Origin of the sequence: Streptomyces sp. MNU89, assembly GCF_020982505.1 — a bacterium.
GTDB lineage: Bacteria > Actinomycetota > Actinomycetes > Streptomycetales > Streptomycetaceae > Streptomyces > Streptomyces xinghaiensis.
Genome location: NZ_JAJKLL010000001.1, coordinates 1,268,390 through 1,284,832, shown reverse-complemented (window position 1 = coordinate 1,284,832; position 16,443 = coordinate 1,268,390). Strand labels below are relative to the sequence as shown.

Genomic DNA, 16,443 nt, shown 5'->3' with positions numbered 1-16,443 from the left:
CTCCGTACAGCGCTGTGCGGTGGGGCCCGGAGCCGGGCAGCGGACGACGGCCGGCCGGTGGGCATCGAGGGAGCCCCGGGTGGGCCGGACGGCATGGCGTCCGGCCCGCCCGGGGAACTCGGGAGACCGCTTTGACCAGGGAGTATCCGAGTGTCCGCAGGTGCGGCGGGTGGTGTGGTGCGGCCGTGCGGGCCGCCGCCCGGCACCGGTGCGGAGTATGGGCCGGGCGGTCGTTCCCCGGCCCGGCCGTCCGGCCCCGGGCCGCCGGATCCCCTTCTTTCCGGTGACGGAATTCGCCGTGCTTCCGCAATCCGCTTTTCGGTGACTTAACCGGGTGCCGTCACCGAAAAGCGGTGGGCTTCGAAGAGATCCTCATGCGAGGGAATCCGGGCTGTGCGGATCCGCGCAATGGCACGGAATTCACACGGCGAGCGCATTCCTTCCGTCGCTCTCCCGCTCCCTCTCGTACGCCGGGCGGAAAAGCGAATCAAGAGCCAGCCTGCCGGGGCCGAGCACGGCGATCAGCAGGAAGGCCCAGCAGAACATCGCGGCGGCCTCGCCGCCGTTCTGCAGCGGGAACAGGGCCTCGCCCTGGTGGCTGACGAAATAGGCGTACGCCATGGAGCCGGAGCAGATGGTGGCCGCGATGCGCGTCCAGGCGCCCAGCATGACCAGGCCGCCGCCGACGAGCTGGATGGCCGCGGCCCACCAGCTCGGCCAGGCCCCGACCTGGGGTACCACGCCGCCGTGCGGACCGCCGAGGACGTTGAAGAGGGTCGCGGCGCCGTGGCAGGCGAAGAGGAAGCCGACGACGATCCGGAAGAGGCCCAGCACATGGCCGCTGCTGCGGTTCAGCGCACCGGTCAGTCCTCTCCCGCCCGACGCGACCGTCACGGGGCTGACTCGGGATTCACTCATCGTGCACCGTCCTCGGAAGCGGTCCTGGAAGAAGAAGAGGTGGCAGCGGCGGGCGCCGCGTTGGCCATGTCGTAGGCGAGCTGCGGCACGAACTGCCCGGCCGCGGCGGCACAGCCGTCCGCCTCACCGGGGAGCTTGACCCACAGATAGGCGTCGATCCGGTCCTGGCCGGTGTCGGCGGTGGTGGGGGTACCGATCGCCCGGCCCGGCGGGTCGCACCATTCGCCCCGGGCGTCCGGGCCGTTGCCGTTGCGGCTGGTGTCGACCACGGCGGTCAGCTCGTTCGAGCCGATGGCGTTGAGCACGGCCTGGCTGTAGGCGACCTCGTCGGCCGTGTGGTTGTAGTTCGACACATTGTTGGAGATGCCGTCGGCGCTGTTCACGATGTCCGAGGCGGCCAGCCGGGAGGCCATCTCCTGCGGGGAGTGCCAGCGGGAGTGGCCGGCGTCGAAGTACACCTTGGCCTCCGCCGAGCCGGCCTTGAGCGCCTTGCCCGCGTAGGCCATCGACTCCTGGGTGGCCCGCTGCTGCGAGGCGTCCTGGCAGTTGGACATCAGGGCCAGCACATCGGGTTCGATGATGATCGCGGCGGGACGCCCGTTCAGGCCGGCGGCGATCTCGTCGACCCACTGCCGGTACGCGGAGTGGTTGGCGGCGCCGCCGCTGCTCGCCCCACCGCAGTCGCGGTTGGGCATGTTGTAGACGACCATGATCGGGATCTGCCCGGCGCTCTGGGCGTCGCCGACGAAGGCGTCGACCTCGGCACGGACCTCGCCGGTGTTGGTCGTGGTGAACCAGCGGCCCTGCGCCACGGAGGCGATCCGGTCCCGGATCACCGCCGCCCGTGAGTCACCGGGGTTCGCGGCGACCCACTTGGCGGACTGGGTCCCGGGGTCCACGTAGTACGTGCTGTCGGCCTCCGGCCCGGCCTCGGAGGCGCCGGCGGGGGCGGGGGTCAGGAAGGCGGCGACGGCCAGGGCGGCCGCACCGGCCGCCGCACAGGAGGATTTCTTCATGGGTGAAGCTCCATGGGGGTGGGGTGGAAAGCGGTCCCGGCCCGGTGCCCGGAGAGGTGGAAGCGCTTCCAGGAGGGGGTTCTGGAGCGCTTCCGGGCACGTCAGGGACGGGACGTGGGCTGCGGGAGCTGGCGTCGGTGGAGTCCTCCCGGGGATGCGGGGGCCGGAGAGTGAGGGGCCGGGGTCCGGCGCCTGTCCGGCGGACGGGGGTGGCGGCGCCGGGCGCCGGACACGGGCCGGGTGCGGGGCCGGTCCGCGGAGGGCGGTGGTCGTGGCGGTGGTGGCCGGGCGGGGAGGGGCCGGGCGGGCGGGCGGCACCCGCCGGGACGGTGACCGGCGTCCGGCCGCGAAGGGGTGCGCGCCGCCCGGCCGCCCGGTCCGGCACGGACCGGGCGGGGTCGGCCGTGCCGGAGCTCGGGCTGGGCGGTTCCCGCCGCACGGGGATTCCCCGGTGCGGCCGGGAGGGCCGTGGCGGCGGTTCCCCGCCGCGGCAGCGCCCCGCACCGGCCGGCCCGTCGGCGGTCCGGGCCGGCGCGGCAGCCGTCAGCGCGACGGGGGACGAGGGCCGCCGTCGCGGCGGTCCGTCCCCCGTCCGCTGTCGGATGGGGTTCATCTGCAAGCCTCCGTGCTCGCGGTGGGGCGGTACGGGTGGGGGTGCTGCTTGCGGGTGGTGCGGCGGGGTGCTGCTTGCGGGGTGCGGCGGGCGGTGCGGGTGGGGGCGGAGCTCGCGGTGCGGGGAGGTGCGGTGGCACGGCGGCCGGTGTGCGGTCGGCCGGACGGAGGCCGGGTCAGGGCAGTCGCTTCCGTCCGTCCCGGGCCGCCGTGCCGGGACGATCACTGGGCTCGCGCCGACGACGGGGTGCGCGGTGGCCGGCCGGTGATCGGCTCCGTCGGTCAGGACCTGGGAGCGCTCTTAGAGTGAGCGCGGCCGGTAGCCCTGTCAATAGGAGCGGTGCGAACCACTTGCCAACCCGCAGGTCAGAGAGGCGAGTTGGGGAGACTTCGGCTCTCGCGGCGATTCATCCGCCGCCGTGTCAACAAAAGCGCTGGTGAATGGCATGGTGCCGAACACAGCCGCTTACTTTGTCCAACTGGACTGACGAGTAAGGGTTTTCAGAGCCCGGCGTGACCGCTACAGTCCCGGCACTGGAAGCGGTTTCAGTACACCGTGCCGAGAGCTGACCACCCCCCACCCGCGTACGGCTCCCGGGAAGCCGTTGACGACGGCACGGTACGAGGAACCGCGGACCCGAGCCGCACACCCCCACCCGTCCGGCCCGCCCGCACCGTCCCGACCCCACGGTGCCCGGGCCGTTCCGCCCCCACGATCACCGGCCCCGTGAGTGGCCGCACCGCACCGCACAGCCCACTCACGGGGCCGGATCCACCGTGTGACGCGCACACCCCGACCGGGCGCGCCCGTCCACGCCCGACAGCACCACCCCTCCATGCCCCACACATATGGCCCCACACCATGTGACAGAGAGGAACCAGCAGGCAATGAGATCACACCTACGGCGCAGGCTACGGCCCGGCCCGGTCACGGGAGGACTCGCCCTCGCCGCTCTCGTCGCGGGGGTGGTGCCGGGGACGACCTTCGCCTCCGAGGCCGCCGGATCCGCCGAGGCCCAGGCCATCGGCGTCGCTCTCACCTCCTCGGAGACGGGCGCGGACAACTACGCGCTGGCCCCCGAGGGCGTGCCGCTGAAGGCGAAGACCACCGGGGACGTCGCCAAGGTCGAGTTCTACGCGGACAGCAAGCTGCTGGCCACCGACTCCAAGGCCCCGTTCGAGGGCGAGTGGAAGAACGCCCCCGAGGGCCAGTACTCCATCACCGCCAAGGCGTACGACAAGGACGGCAAGCCGGTCGGCTCGCACCCGTCCCTGGTCAACGTCCTGGAGAAACCGGCCGTGATCGCCTCTCCCGTCGCGCGGCAGGTGAAGCAGGGCGGGGAGACGACCGTCGGCGTCAAGCTGTCCGCCAAGCCGTCCTCGGACGTGCGGGTGACCCTGGAGCGCGCCTCCGGCACCAAGGACATCAGCGCGGCCAAGTCGGAGCTGACGTTCACCCCCGAGAACTGGGACCGCGTCCAGCAGGTGCCCGTCAACTCCGCGGACACCACCGGTGACCTGGCCAAGGCCGTCTTCAGGGCGACCGCCGCGGGCCACGACGCCGGCTCCGTACCGGTCCAGGAGATCTCACCGCAGGCCTCGGAGTACCAGCAGGACTTCCTCGACCTGTACAACAAGATCAACGACCCGTCGAGCGGCTACTACCGCACCTTCAACGGACTGAAGGTGCCGTACCACGCCATCGAGACGCTGATCGTCGAGGCGCCGGACCACGGCCACGAGACCACCTCCGAGGCGTTCAGCTACTACCTGTGGCTGGAGTCGGAGTACGGCCGGATCACCGAGGACTGGGGCCCGTTCAACGACGCCTGGGCGTCGCTGGAGGAGTTCGCCATCCCGGGCACCGAGGACCAGCCGACCAACGGCGCCTACGACGCGAGCAAGCCGGCCACCTACGCGCCCGAGCACCCGAGCCCGACCGCGTACCCGGCGAAGCTCGACTCCGGCGTGTCGGTCGGCCGGGACCCCATCGCCGGCGAGCTCAAGTCGGCCTACGGGACCGACGAGATCTACGGCATGCACTGGCTGCTGGACGTGGACAACACGTACGGCTTCGGCTTCTGCGGCGACGGCGAGACGGCGCCCGCGTTCATCAACACCTTCCAGCGCGGCTCCCAGGAGTCGGTCTGGGAGACGGTGACACAGCCGTCCTGCGACACCTTCGCGCACGGCGGGGAGAACGGGTTCCTCGACCTGTTCACCGACGACGCGGAGTACGCCAAGCAGTGGAAGTACACCAACGCCCCGGACGCCGACGCGCGTGCGGTGCAGGTGGCCTACCAGGCCAAGAAGTACGCCGAGGAGCAGGGCAAGGCCGGCGAGGTCGCCGACGTGGTCGGCAAGGCCGTCAAGATGGGCGACTACCTGCGCTACGCCATGTTCGACAAGTACTTCAAGAAGATCGGCAACTGCACCAGCCCGTCCTGCCCCGCGGGCAGCGGCAAGGACAGCGCGCACTACCTGATGTCCTGGTACTACGCCTGGGGCGGCGCCAACCAGGACGCCCAGTACCCGTGGGCCTGGCGCATCGGTGACGGCGCGGCCCACCAGGGCTACCAGAACCCGATGGCCGCCTACGCCCTGGCCGAGGACCCGGACATGAAGCCGAAGTCCTCCTCGGGCCAGGCCGACTGGGCCAAGAGCCTGGACCGGCAGCTGGAGTTCCTGCAGTGGCTGCAGTCCTCCGAGGGCGGCATCGCGGGTGGTGCCACCAACAGCTGGGACGGTCAGTACGCCAGCCCGCCGTCGAACGCCTCCACCTTCTACGGCATGTACTACGACTGGCAGCCCGTCTGGCACGACCCGCCGTCCAACCGGTGGTTCGGCTTCCAGGTCTGGGGCCTGCAGCGCACGGCCGAGCTGTACGCCGAGACCGGTGACGAGCGCGCCGGGAAGATCATGGACAAGTGGGTCGACTGGGCCCTGGAGAACTCCACGATCGACGGCACGGGCAACTACCAGATCCCGTCCGACCTGGAGTGGAGCGGCCAGCCCGACACCTGGAACGCCTCCAACCCGGGCAGCAACAGCGGCCTGCACGTCGAGGTCCTGAACCACACCAACGACGTCGGTGTCGCCGCCTCGTTCGCCAAGACCCTGCTGTACTACGCGGCCGGCTCGGGCGACGCGGAGGCCAGGGAAGCCGGCGAGGGCCTGCTCGACGGCATGCTCGCGCACAAGGACGACCTGGGCATCGCGATTCCCGAGGTCCGCAAGGACTACAACCGGTTCGAGGTCACCTCCGGCGAGGACAAGCTCTACGTCCCCAACGGCTGGACGGGCACCATGCCCAACGGTGACGAGATCAACTCGGACTCCACCTTCCTGTCGATCCGCTCCTTCTACGAGAGCGACCCCGACTTCCCGAAGGTGCAGCAGTACCTGAACGGCGGCTCCGCGCCGGAGTTCACGTACCACCGCTACTGGGCCCAGACGGAGATCGCCACGGCGTTCGCCGCGCACGACGCCCTGTTCGGATGATCCGGACGCGGCGGGCCGGGCTCCGGCCCGGCCCGCCGCGGCCACCCGGCCGGCCCTCCGGGGCCCGGCCGCCACACACCACACGGGCGCGTCGACGTCGGCGGCAATGCGTTCCTCCCGCGCGCCGCGGCGTCCAGCGGATCCGCACGCGCCCGCCCCGCGGTGGATGAATCACCGCCCGTCGCGGTGGGGGCCTGGGGAGGCCCCCACCGCGGCGCTGATCTCTCCGCCGCCATCTCACCTTTCACCGAGGAGGGTCGGGACCCATGTCCTCACCTACGACTTCACGCTCGTCCTCGTCACCCGGCCTGCCGGACTCCCCGTACCCCCGCCCGCCGGCTCCGCACCGCCGCGGAGCGCGCGCCCCACCCGCCGCCGGCAGATCCTGGCCGCGTCGGCGACCGTCCTGGCGCTCACCGCCGCCGGCGCCACGGGCAGCGCCTCCGCCGCGGACCCGTCCGCCGATGACCGGCCCGCGGCCGCCTGCGACGCCTCGGGCTTCTGCGAGGACTTCGAGTCGCAGACCGGTAGCGCTCCCTCCGGCCGCTGGACCGCCGGGGCCGCCAACTGCACCGGCACCGGCACCGCGACGGTCGACTCCGGCACCGCGCACACCGGGAGCAAGTCGCTCCGGATCGACGGCGGGGCCGGCTACTGCAACCACATGTTCGCCTCGACCCCGCTGGACGAGGTGGCCGGGAGTCCCTCGCTGCACGTCCGCTTCTGGGTGCGGCACACCACCGCGCTGCCCGCCGCCCATGTGACGTTCGCGGCCATGAAGGACGCGAACGACGGCGGCAAGGACCTGCGGATGGGCGGCCAGAACGGCGCCCTGCAGTGGAACCGCGAGTCCGACGACGCGACCCTGCCGGAGCAGAGCCCCGTCGGGGTGTCCAAGAGCATGCCGCTGCCCGTGAACGAATGGACCTGCGTCGAGTTCGGCATCGAGGGCTCCACCCTGGAGACCAAGGTGAACGGCTCGGCCGTCGAGGGCCTCGTCATCGACGGCACGCCCACCCATGACATCGACCGGCAGTGGCTCAACAAGCCCGGCTGGCGCCCCTCCCTCACCGACCTGCGGCTCGGCTGGGAGAGCTACGGCAGCGGCGACGACACCCTCTGGTACGACGACATCGCGGTCGGCACCGCGCCGATCGGCTGCTGACCCATGACCCGCGGACGGATCCGCGGACGGCGCCGTCCGCCGCGCTCCCGGCCCCCGCGCGACGCGCGGGGGCCGGGAGGCCGCGGCGCGCACGGCGGCTTCCCGGAGACGGCCGCCCCGCGCGGCCGGCGGACCGGGGGAGCCCTCCCTTCCCTGGCGGTCCTCCTGTTCCGTGGGTAGTCTGAAAGCGCTTCCAGTGCGCTGCCGGCGAGGCGTCGCCCGGCGGTCACCGGAATCGGACGGCGTCAGTGGGGGTGGGGGAGTGTCCAGCACGAAGCAGCGAACCGGCATGGCCGGCCGCGGCCTGCCGCGGGTTCGCGGCGGCGCCCGACGGCCCGCCCCCGCGCGGCGGAGCCGCGGAATCCCGCACCGCGCGGCCCCCGCGGGCCGCCCCGGGCGCGCCGCCCGGGCCGTCGCCAGGGCCGCCGTCCCCGGCGCGGGCCGCCGCGCGCGGCGCGCGACACTGCCACACGCGGAGAGCCGGTGACTGAATCAGCAGGGGCTCAGCCTCTGGGACGGCCGGGCCCGAGCGCGAGCCCCACTCTCGAACAGGTCGCCAGGGCCGCCGGGGTCTCCCGTGCCACGGCCTCCCGGGCGATCAACGGCCTGCCCTACGTCAGCGAGAAGGCCCGGGAGCAGGTGGCCCACGCGGTCGAGGTCCTGGGCTACCGCGCCAACCAGGTCGCCCGGTCCCTGGCGACCAGGCGAACGGGCTCCATCGCCCTCGTGATGTCCGAGCCCGGCAACTTCGTGCTCAGCGACCCCTTCTTCGCCCGGGTGCTGCGCGGCATCTACAGCGGCCTCTCCGGCAGCCAGCTCCAGCTGGTGCTGCTGATGACCAACGAGCAGGACGAGGACGGCTTCGCCCGCTACCTCTGCGGCGGCCACGTCGACGGCGCGCTCGTCGTCAGCCTGCACGGCGAGGACCCGCTGCCCAGCCTGCTGGTGGAGGCGGGCCTGCCCGTCGTCCTCGGGGGCCGGCCGCTGGTCCGGGTCGACGCCCCGTACGTCGACGTGGACAACTTCAACGGCGCCTGCCTGGCGGCCCGTCACCTCATCGACACCGGACGGACCAGGGTCGCCACCATCGCCGGTCCGGCCGACATGGCGGTCGGCATGGACCGGCTCAGCGGCTGGCGCCGCGGCATGGCCGGCACGGGCTTCCCCACCGACGCGGTCGCGCACGGCGACTTCACGGTCGAGGGCGGAGCGGCCGCCATGCGGCGGCTCCTGGAGTCCCACCCGGACCTCGACGCGGTCTTCGCGGCCTCGGACCTGATGGCCGTCGGCGCCCTGCAGGCGCTGCAGGCGGCGGGCCGGCGCATCCCGGAGGACGTCGCCGTCGTCGGCTTCGACAACCTCGACATCGCGGCCACCGCCTCGCCCCCGCTCACCACCGTCCGGCAGCCGATCGAGGAGTTCGGCCGCACCATGACCTGGCGCCTGCTCGCCCAGCTCTCCGGCGAAGCGGGCCTGCCGCCGTCGATCCTGCTGCAGACCGAGCTGGTGCGCCGGGAGTCGGCCTGACGCCGGGGCGGTTCTCCGGCGTGAGGCCGCGTGGCGTACGGACCGCTCCCGCGGCCGGAACGGGCCGGCAGCGGGGCCCGGGCCGGGCGGGCCGGCCGACGCGCCGGCGCACCGACGCCGAACGCCGTGGCCGGACCGGTAACCTCCCACGCGGGTCGGTCAGTCGGGCAGGGCGGGGCGCCAACAGGAACCGGGCGCCAGCGCGTTGACCCCTCGTTCAGCGAACGTTGATCCACCCGCTGCAGCATGACCTGCATGTTGATCGAGTTCATCGGGCCGGCGGAGCACGCTTCCGGCTGGCGGGAGCGCGCGCTGTGCGCGCAGACCGGGCCCGACTTCTTCTTTCCGGTCCCCGGCGGCTCCACCCGGGAGGCCAAGCAGGTCTGCCGGGCGTGTGAGGAACGGGTGGAGTGCCTGGAGTACGCCCTGGAGAACGACGAGCGGTTCGGCGTCTGGGGAGGTCTCTCCGAGAAGGAGCGGCGCCGGCTGCGCAAGTCCCGCAGAAGCGGCGGCAGCGGTACGTCCTGAGGGCCGCGGTCCGCACCGGCGGAGGACCGGGCCGGTGCGGGCCGCGTCACCGATTTTGCACAGGGGCCCGCACCACGTAGAGTCGGGTTCAACGACGCGGGGTGGAGCAGCTCGGTAGCTCGCTGGGCTCATAACCCAGAGGTCGCAGGTTCAAATCCTGTCCCCGCTACGAAGACGTCGGGCCCGGTGTGCACAGCGCACCGGGCCCGACGCGTTGCCCGGCCCCGGCCGGACCCGGCGGCCGTCGCCGGACCGGGGCCCGGCCGACGGCCGCCGGCGGGAAGGCCGGCTGATGCGTCAGGAGGCCTTGCGGGCGGCGCGGCGGGCGAGCAGGGCCTCGCGCCGCTCGTCGAACTTCGTGGCCTGCTCGTCGAGACCGCCCATGTACATCCCCAGCTCCTCCTGGGCCTTGAGCCCTTCGGGGCCGAGCCCGGAGATCTCCAGCACCTTGAGGAAGCGCAGCACCGGCTGGAGAACGTCGTCGTGGTGGATGCGGAGGTTGTAGATGCCGCCGATGGCCATCTGCGCGGCGGCCCGCTCGAACCCGGGCATCCCGTGGCCGGGCATCCGGAAGTTGACGACGACGTCGCGGACGGCCCCCATCGTCTGGTCCGGCGCCAGTTCGAACGCCTTGCCGAGCAGGTTGCGGTAGAAGACCATGTGCAGGTTCTCGTCGGTGGCGATCCGGGAGAGCATGCGGTCGCAGACCGGGTCACCGGAGTGGTGGCCGGTGTTGCGGTGCGAGATCCGGGTGGCCAGCTCCTGGAAGGCGACGTAGGCGACGGAGTGCAGCATGCTGTGCCGGTTGTCGGACTCGAACCCCTCCGACATGTGCGCCATGCGGAACTCCTCCAGCTGCACCGGGTCCACGGCCCGGGAGGTCAGCAGGTAGTCGCGCATCACGATGCCGTGCCGGCCCTCCTCGGCGGTCCAGCGGTGCACCCAGGTGCCCCAGGCGCCGTCGCGGCCGAAGAGGGTGGCGATCTCGTGGTGGTAGCTGGGGAGGTTGTCCTCGGTGAGCAGATTGACGACGAGGGCGATCCGGCCGATGTCGCTGACCTTGGACTGCTCCGGGGCCCAGGCCTCGCCGCCCAGCGGGCCGTCGAAGTTGCGGCCGTCGCTCCACGGCACGTATTCGTGCGGCATCCAGTCCTTGGTGACCTTGAGGTGCCGGTTGAGTTCGTCCTCGACGACCTCCTCCAGCGCGTACAGCAGCTTGGCGTCGCTCCACCCCTCGGAGCCGGCGAGGGGGGCGGGGGTCTGGGTCACAACGAGCTCCTGGAGACGTGCGGATCACCTACGGCTCCGTAGGTTACGAAACCGTAGGTTAAGCATGGGGGGAAGCCCGGGACCAGGGGGGTGCGGCTAATCGGAGGGTAGATCCCGTAATGTCGGGTGACGGACGGGGTGTGCGGGCGGCCGGTCAACACGCCGAACCGGCCGCCCGCACCCCCCATCAGAGGTCCTCCGGGGCCGTCTCCGTCAGTTCGCCGTCCAGATGGAGCCGGCGGGTGATGCCCAGGCTCCGCAGGAACGGCAGGTCGTGGGTGGCCACGATCAGGGCGCCCTCGTACGACTCCAGTGCCGCCGTGAGCTGTTCGACGCCGGACAGGTCGAGGTTGTTGGTCGGCTCGTCCAGCATCAGGAGCTGTGGCGCGGGCTCGGCCAGCATGAGCGCCGCCAGGGTGGCGCGGAAGCGTTCGCCGCCCGAGAGGGTGCCCGCCGGCTGGTCGGCGCGGGCGCCGCGGAAGAGGAAGCGGGCGAGCCGGGCCCGGATCCGGTTGTCGGTGGCCGAGGGGGCGTGCCGGGCCACGTTCTCCGCAACGCTCAGCCCGTCGTCGAGCAGATCCAGCCGCTGGGGCAGGAACCTCGACGGCACCTCAGTCCGCACCTCGCCGTGCACCGGCTCCAGTTCGCCCGCGATGGTCCGCAGCAGGGTGGTCTTGCCCGCACCGTTGTTGCCGGTCAGCGCGATCCGCTCGGGGCCGCGCACGGTGAACTCCGGTACCCGCGCGCCGTACCGGAGTTCCGCCTCCCGCACGGTGAGCACGGTGCGGCCCGGCGGGACGGCGGTGTGCGGCAGGTCGACGCGGATCTCGGCGTCGTCCCGCACGGCGTCCGCGGCCTCGTCCAGCCGTTCGCGCGCGTCCTCCAGCCGCGCGGTATGGGTTCCGCGGTGCTTGGCGGCGGAGACCTGCTGTGCGCGCTTGCGCGCGTTCATCACGATCTTGGGCTCGCGCTTGTTCTCGTACATCTTCCTGCCGTAGCGGACCCGGCGGGCCAGCTTCTCCCGGGCCTCGGCCAGCTCCCGCTTCTGCCGCCGCACATCGGCCTCCGCGGCGCGCAGGGAGCGCCGGGCGGCCTCCTGTTCGGTCGTCAGCGCCTCCTGGTAGGCGGAGAAGCCGCCGCCGTACCAGTGCACCTCGCCCTCGCGCAGATCTCCGATCCGGTCGACCAGCTCCAGCAGTTCGCGGTCGTGGCTGACGGTGAGCAGCACGCCCCGCCAGGAGGACACGGCGTCGTACAGCCGGCGCCGGGCGCGCAGGTCGAGGTTGTTGGTCGGCTCGTCCAGCAGCAGGACGCCGGGCCTCCGCAGCAGCAGGGCCGCCAGCCGCAGCAGCACCGACTCGCCGCCGGAGAGCTCGCCGACGGTGCGGTCGAGACCGATGTGGCCCAGGCCGAGCTGGTCCAGGGTGGCCAGGGCCCGTTCCTCGATGTCCCAGTCGTCGCCGACGGCGGTGAAGTGCTCCTCGCTGGGGTCGCCGGCCTCGATGGCGCGCAGGGCGGCCCGGGGGACGGCGATGCCGAGCGCCACGTCGGCGCGGAGCGCGGTGTCCAGGGCGAGGTTCTGCGGCAGGTAGCCGGTCTCGCCGGTGACCCGCACGGTGCCACCGGACGGCCGCAGCTCACCGGCGATCAGGCGGAGCAGGGTGGACTTGCCGGAGCCGTTGAGCCCGACGATGCCGGTGCGGCCCGGTCCCACGGCGAGATCGAGACCGTCCAGGACGGTGGTGCCGTCCGGCCAGGTGAAGGAGAGATCGGAGCAGCTGACGGAGAGAGCGGACGGTGCCATACAGGGCCTCCTGGTCGCCGGGGAACACGGGGTACGGGGCAGCGGAGGAGACACCGGGGAATGCCGTGGCGGAAGAGGGGCACCAGAGAACAACCAGAGAAGAAGCCCCGGTCGGGGCGGGTGGCTCGGTGCCGAGGTCGCACAACGGCCCACGCCGGTGCGGCCTTCCGGCCGGGGCGTGGCACACGGTGTCCCATGACCTCAGACGAGCAACGCCTTCTCCATCCACCGACAACAGGGCCGGTGACCACGGTACGGAGACGGCCGGGCGGCGGCAACGGAATTGCCGCCCGTGCGGCCGGGGCCGGCCCGCAAGGGGTCCGCAGGGCCCCGCCGACCGGCCCGGGGCCCCGTCGCCGGCCGTCCGCGGCGCTCGCCACCGCCACCGGCCGCACCGGCCGCCCGATCCGCAGGAGGCCCTTGTGACCCCGGTGACCCACGGTTCCCGTTGCCCCCGCTCCCTCGCCGCCCGGCTCTGCCTGCTCGGCCGGGCCCCGGAGAGTGTCCGGCCCGGGACCGGCGGCCCGGACGGCGCGGATTGGCTGCCGCCCCTGGTGCGGGCCGGGGCGCTGACCGAACTGGCCCGGCGGGGGCTGCTCACCGACGACGGCGGAGTCGTCACACCGGACCTCGACGCCCGGACGGACGATCCGGCACTCGACGACCTGCTGGAGCTGGTCACCGAGTCCCCGCCGCACGGCTGGCGGGACTGGGTGACCCGGCACGCCGGCACCACCCTGGACGCCGTACAGGCCGGGCTCGCCGAGGAGGGCGCCCTGCGCGTGGTGTCCCGGCGGTGGCTGGGTCTGCTGCCGCCCCGGGACTACGCCCTGGTCGACGGGGAGGCGGCGCGGGCTCTGCGGGCGGACGCGCGGCGCGTGCTGCACGGGCGGGAGCCGGTGGCGCGGGTGGCGCCCGAGGACGCGGCACTGGTCGTCCTGGCCGCGGCGGCCGGGCTGACGGGGGTGGTCTCCGCGGAGGAACGGACCACCCGCGGGCGGCGGCTCGGCGAACTGGCGCGGCGCGCGGGCCAGTGCGGCCCGGCCGGAGGGCCGGCCGCGGTGGCGCCCGTGCGGGCGGTCGCGGAGGTGCGGGCCGCCCTCGCCGCGGCCGTCGCCGCCCCGGAGGAGTCCGCGGCGGCGTCCGCGGCCGGCGGCTGACCGGCCGCTCCGGTGGCACGCGGCCCTGCCGGTGTCCCGTTGCCCGCGCCGGTGGCTCGGGGCCGTGCGCCGCCCCGGTGGCGGGCGGGGTGTCAGGCCTCGCGCAGCAGGGCCGCCAGGTCGCCGTCGAGGTCGAGATGGAGTTCTTCGCGGCCGAACGGCACCAGGGCGTACGTCTGCTCCAGGAAGCTCCGCACGTCCGCGCTGTCCATCCGGACCAGCGCCGTCCCGGCGGCCGCGTGGAACTCCAGCACCGTCACCAGCGGTCCGAACGGCCGTACGTGCACATCCCCGTCCCCGACCGGCTCCAGCAGCCCGGCGGCCAGCAGATCCCGGGAGAACACCCAGGTCACGTCCGCACCGCCGAGGGAGGCGCGCGGCGGGAAACAGGCACGGACGGCGAGCGGATCGTCGCGCCGGTAGCGCAGCGCCGCGGGAACGTCCATCACCTGCCCGTCGGACGTGATGAGGCCGGCCTGTACGGCTCGGTCGATGACAGGGGACAACTCCTGCCTCCTGAGAGGTGTTCGGAAGACGGCTGACACTCTCTATGACGATCCGGCGGCCCTCTCAGTGTGCGGATCGGCAGCGTGACCTCTGTCACTCCGCTCCTCCGCGGCCTCCGCGAACGCATGACCGGGGCGGCGAAGGGCACTCGAACGACCCGGATGTGCCCCGGGGCGGACGGTCCCCGGGGACGAGGGAAGAGGAGGCCCGGAGCCATGGCGACCGGAGCGACGACGACCCCCGGCACCGCCGGCCGCACCGGGGCCGGGAACGCCGGGGGAGCCGGGACCGCGGCCGGCGGACCGGCCCTGCCCGCGCCGCGCGGCGACCTGTCGGCTGCGGTGACCGCCCTGCTCACCGGCGGCTCCCCGGACCTGCCCGGCGGACCGGCCGTCACCGCCGCCGACCCCTACGGCGACGATCTCCAGCTCGCCCTCTACCTCGCCTACGAACTGCACTACCGGGGCTTCGCCGGGGTCGGCGGCCACTGGGAGTGGGACCCGGACCTCCTCCGCCTCCGCCGGGCGCTGGAGGAACGCTTCCTGACCGCCCTGCGCGCGGACACCTCCCGCCCGGAGAGCGCCGCGGCGGCTCTGGACGCCCTGCTCGTCGAACCCGTGGACGGCGACGGCGTCAGCCATCGCCTCCAGGAGTCCGGGGAGCTGTGGCAGCTGCGCGAGTACGCCGCGCAGCGCTCGCTCTACCATCTCAAGGAGGCCGACCCGCACGCCTGGGTCATCCCCCGGCTGACGGGCCGGGCGAAGGCCGCCATGGCCGCCGTCGAGTTCGACGAGTTCGGCGGGGGGCGGGCCGACCGCGTGCACGCCCGGCTCTTCGCCGAGCTGATGACCGACCTGGGCCTCGACCCCGCCTACGGGCGCTATCTGGACGTCACGCCCGCCCCGATGCTCGCGGTGGTCAACCAGATGTCCCTGTTCGGCCTCCACCGGGCGCTGCGCGGGGCGCTGGTGGGGCACTTCGCGACCGTCGAGATCACCTCCTCGCCCGGTTCGCGCCGGCTGGCCAGGGCGCTCGAACGGGCGGGCGCGGGCCCGGCCGCCGTGCACTTCTACACCGAGCACGTCGAGGCGGACGCGGTGCACGAGCAGATCGTGCGCCGGGACGTCGTCGGCGGACTGCTGGAGGAGGAGCCCGGCCTGGACGCGGACGTGGCCTTCGGGGCCGCCTCGACGGAGTTCCTGGAGGACCGGCTCGGCGGCCATCTGCTGGCGGCCTGGGAAGCGGGCCGCACCTCCCTGCGCGAGCCGCTCCCCGCGCCGCCGCCCGTGCCGGCACCCGCCTGAGCGGTCGCGACCCCGCGCCCGGCCCCGCGCCCCCGTGGGGCCGGGCGCGGGGCCGGAGGGGTTCAGCCGGTGGAGGAGGACCCGCCTTCGCCGGGTGAGCCGGAGACTCCGCCGGGGGAGTCTCCGTGCTCGTCCGCGGTACCGCGGACCCGTCGGCGGTGACTGGTGTCGCACCAGGGGAAGCGGCGGCTGCGGCGGCAGGTGCACAGCGCCACGGTGAACCGGTCCGAGCGCTCGGTGCTGCCGTCCTCCAGCACCACCTCCACCGGGCCCTCCACCAGCATCGGGCCGCCCCGCACCAGGCTCACCCGGCGGGCCTCGCGCGCGGCGGGGACCTCCGCGGCGGCGCCGGCCCCGGTGCGGGTGCCGGCAGGAGCACCGCGTCCGGCGGCGTCTCCGGGCCCGGCGGCGGGTCCGGTGACGGGTCCCGCGGTGGCTCCGGACGCGGCGGTGGCTCCGCCTGGCTCAGAGGGCGGCTTCACCGCGGATCACCACCAGTTCCTCCTTGTCCTCACCGGGCGGCAGCAGCCCCCGGCCGCGCAGCCACTCGGCCCGTTCCCGCAGCCGCGGCCCGAAGGGGACGTACCGGCGTTCGGTCACCTGTGCGTCGAGACCGGCCCGCACCAGCGCGTCCAGCGTCGGTGTGACACCGCTGAGCGCCGACTGGACGAGGAGCAGGACGCCGCCGGGGCGCAGCCGCCCCGGTGCCTCGGCGCAGATCCGGTCGAGCAGCGCCCGCCCGTCGTGCCCCGCCTCCCAGGCGCGTGCCGGGCCGCGGCGGGGCAGGCGCGGGTGCGGTGACGGCACATACGGGGGGTTGCTGAGGATGACGTCGAACCGTTCCCCTCCGACGGCCGACAGCAGATCGCCCCGGACCGCCCTGATCCGTACGCCCGCCAGGCGGGCGTTGAGGCGGCAGGTGAGCACCGCGCGGACCGACGTGTCGACGGCGGTCACACGGGCTCCGCGCCGGGCCGCCGCCACGGCGAGGGCTCCGGTGCCGGTGCACAGGTCGAGCACCCGGACGCCCGGGGCGAACGTTTCCTCGCGGAGAGCGGCGGTGAGGCAGGACGTATCGTCCTGCGGCGCATAAACCCCTGGGGGCTTCAGAAACAACACGGTCACCGGGTAC

General features: G+C 73.6%; 13 protein-coding genes and 1 tRNA gene. 7 read left to right on the top strand and 7 right to left on the bottom strand.

Translation table 11 applies throughout. From position 1 onward, the window contains the following. Positions 1-420: 420 nt before the first annotated feature. Both E4N63_RS05605 and E4N63_RS05600 read right to left on the bottom strand, forming a co-directional pair. Positions 421-918, bottom strand: a complete 498-nt coding sequence (locus E4N63_RS05605; protein WP_230240099.1) for a DoxX family protein — start codon at positions 916-918, stop codon at positions 421-423. After that, positions 915-1,934: a glycoside hydrolase family 6 protein gene (locus tag E4N63_RS05600; protein ID WP_230240098.1), complete on the bottom strand. Its 1,020-nt coding sequence runs from the start codon at positions 1,932-1,934 to the stop codon at positions 915-917. Before E4N63_RS05600 ends, E4N63_RS05605 begins: the two co-directional genes overlap by 4 nt. A gap of 1,500 nt (positions 1,935-3,434) precedes the next feature. Here E4N63_RS05600 and E4N63_RS05595 point away from each other — a divergent pair. The 5 genes from E4N63_RS05595 (at position 3,435) to E4N63_RS05575 (ending at position 9,436) form a co-directional block, all read left to right on the top strand. Continuing rightward, positions 3,435-6,047, top strand: coding sequence for a glycoside hydrolase family 48 protein (locus E4N63_RS05595; RefSeq protein WP_230240097.1), 2,613 nt, complete (start codon positions 3,435-3,437; stop codon positions 6,045-6,047). 166 nt (positions 6,048-6,213) lie between these two features. After that, the gene (locus tag E4N63_RS05590; RefSeq protein ID WP_230240096.1) at positions 6,214-7,212 is read left to right on the top strand and encodes a hydrolase; all 999 of its coding nucleotides are present in this window, start codon (positions 6,214-6,216) and stop codon (positions 7,210-7,212) included. Positions 7,213-7,695: 483 nt separating this feature from the next. Further along, the gene (locus E4N63_RS05585; RefSeq protein ID WP_228430297.1) at positions 7,696-8,739 is read left to right on the top strand and encodes a LacI family DNA-binding transcriptional regulator; all 1,044 of its coding nucleotides are present in this window, start codon (positions 7,696-7,698) and stop codon (positions 8,737-8,739) included. Positions 8,740-8,994: 255 nt separating this feature from the next. Then, complete coding sequence (locus tag E4N63_RS05580; protein ID WP_019710803.1) at positions 8,995-9,267, top strand: WhiB family transcriptional regulator; 273 nt, start codon at positions 8,995-8,997, stop codon at positions 9,265-9,267. A gap of 95 nt (positions 9,268-9,362) precedes the next feature. Next, positions 9,363-9,436 (top strand) — tRNA-Met (locus E4N63_RS05575). Between the two features lie 128 nt (positions 9,437-9,564). On the opposite strand, the gene E4N63_RS05570 is transcribed toward E4N63_RS05575, so the two are convergent. Both E4N63_RS05570 and E4N63_RS05565 read right to left on the bottom strand, forming a co-directional pair. Beyond that, the gene (locus E4N63_RS05570; RefSeq protein WP_125624299.1) at positions 9,565-10,536 is read right to left on the bottom strand and encodes an acyl-ACP desaturase; all 972 of its coding nucleotides are present in this window, start codon (positions 10,534-10,536) and stop codon (positions 9,565-9,567) included. 187 nt (positions 10,537-10,723) lie between these two features. Continuing rightward, complete coding sequence (locus E4N63_RS05565; RefSeq protein WP_230240095.1) at positions 10,724-12,340, bottom strand: ABC-F family ATP-binding cassette domain-containing protein; 1,617 nt, start codon at positions 12,338-12,340, stop codon at positions 10,724-10,726. 422 nt (positions 12,341-12,762) lie between these two features. On the opposite strand from E4N63_RS05565, the gene E4N63_RS05560 reads away from it, so the two are divergent. Beyond that, positions 12,763-13,500 carry a GPP34 family phosphoprotein gene (locus E4N63_RS05560; protein WP_230240094.1) on the top strand — a complete coding sequence of 246 codons (738 nt, stop codon included), beginning with the start codon at positions 12,763-12,765 and terminating at the stop codon, positions 13,498-13,500. 92 nt (positions 13,501-13,592) lie between these two features. Here the strand turns inward: E4N63_RS05560 and E4N63_RS05555 are convergent, their stop codons facing one another. Next, the gene (locus E4N63_RS05555; protein ID WP_043471725.1) at positions 13,593-14,006 is read right to left on the bottom strand and encodes an SsgA family sporulation/cell division regulator; all 414 of its coding nucleotides are present in this window, start codon (positions 14,004-14,006) and stop codon (positions 13,593-13,595) included. Between the two features lie 216 nt (positions 14,007-14,222). On the opposite strand from E4N63_RS05555, the gene E4N63_RS05550 reads away from it, so the two are divergent. Continuing rightward, complete coding sequence (locus tag E4N63_RS05550; RefSeq protein WP_230240093.1) at positions 14,223-15,311, top strand: iron-containing redox enzyme family protein; 1,089 nt, start codon at positions 14,223-14,225, stop codon at positions 15,309-15,311. A gap of 62 nt (positions 15,312-15,373) precedes the next feature. Here E4N63_RS05550 and E4N63_RS05545 read toward each other — a convergent pair whose 3' ends face one another. Further along, positions 15,374-15,619 carry a CDGSH iron-sulfur domain-containing protein gene (locus E4N63_RS05545; RefSeq protein WP_374112690.1) on the bottom strand — a complete coding sequence of 82 codons (246 nt, stop codon included), beginning with the start codon at positions 15,617-15,619 and terminating at the stop codon, positions 15,374-15,376. Positions 15,620-15,776: 157 nt separating this feature from the next. Continuing rightward, positions 15,777-16,430: a HemK2/MTQ2 family protein methyltransferase gene (locus tag E4N63_RS05540; RefSeq protein WP_125624302.1), complete on the bottom strand. Its 654-nt coding sequence runs from the start codon at positions 16,428-16,430 to the stop codon at positions 15,777-15,779. Positions 16,431-16,443 lie beyond the last annotated feature (13 nt).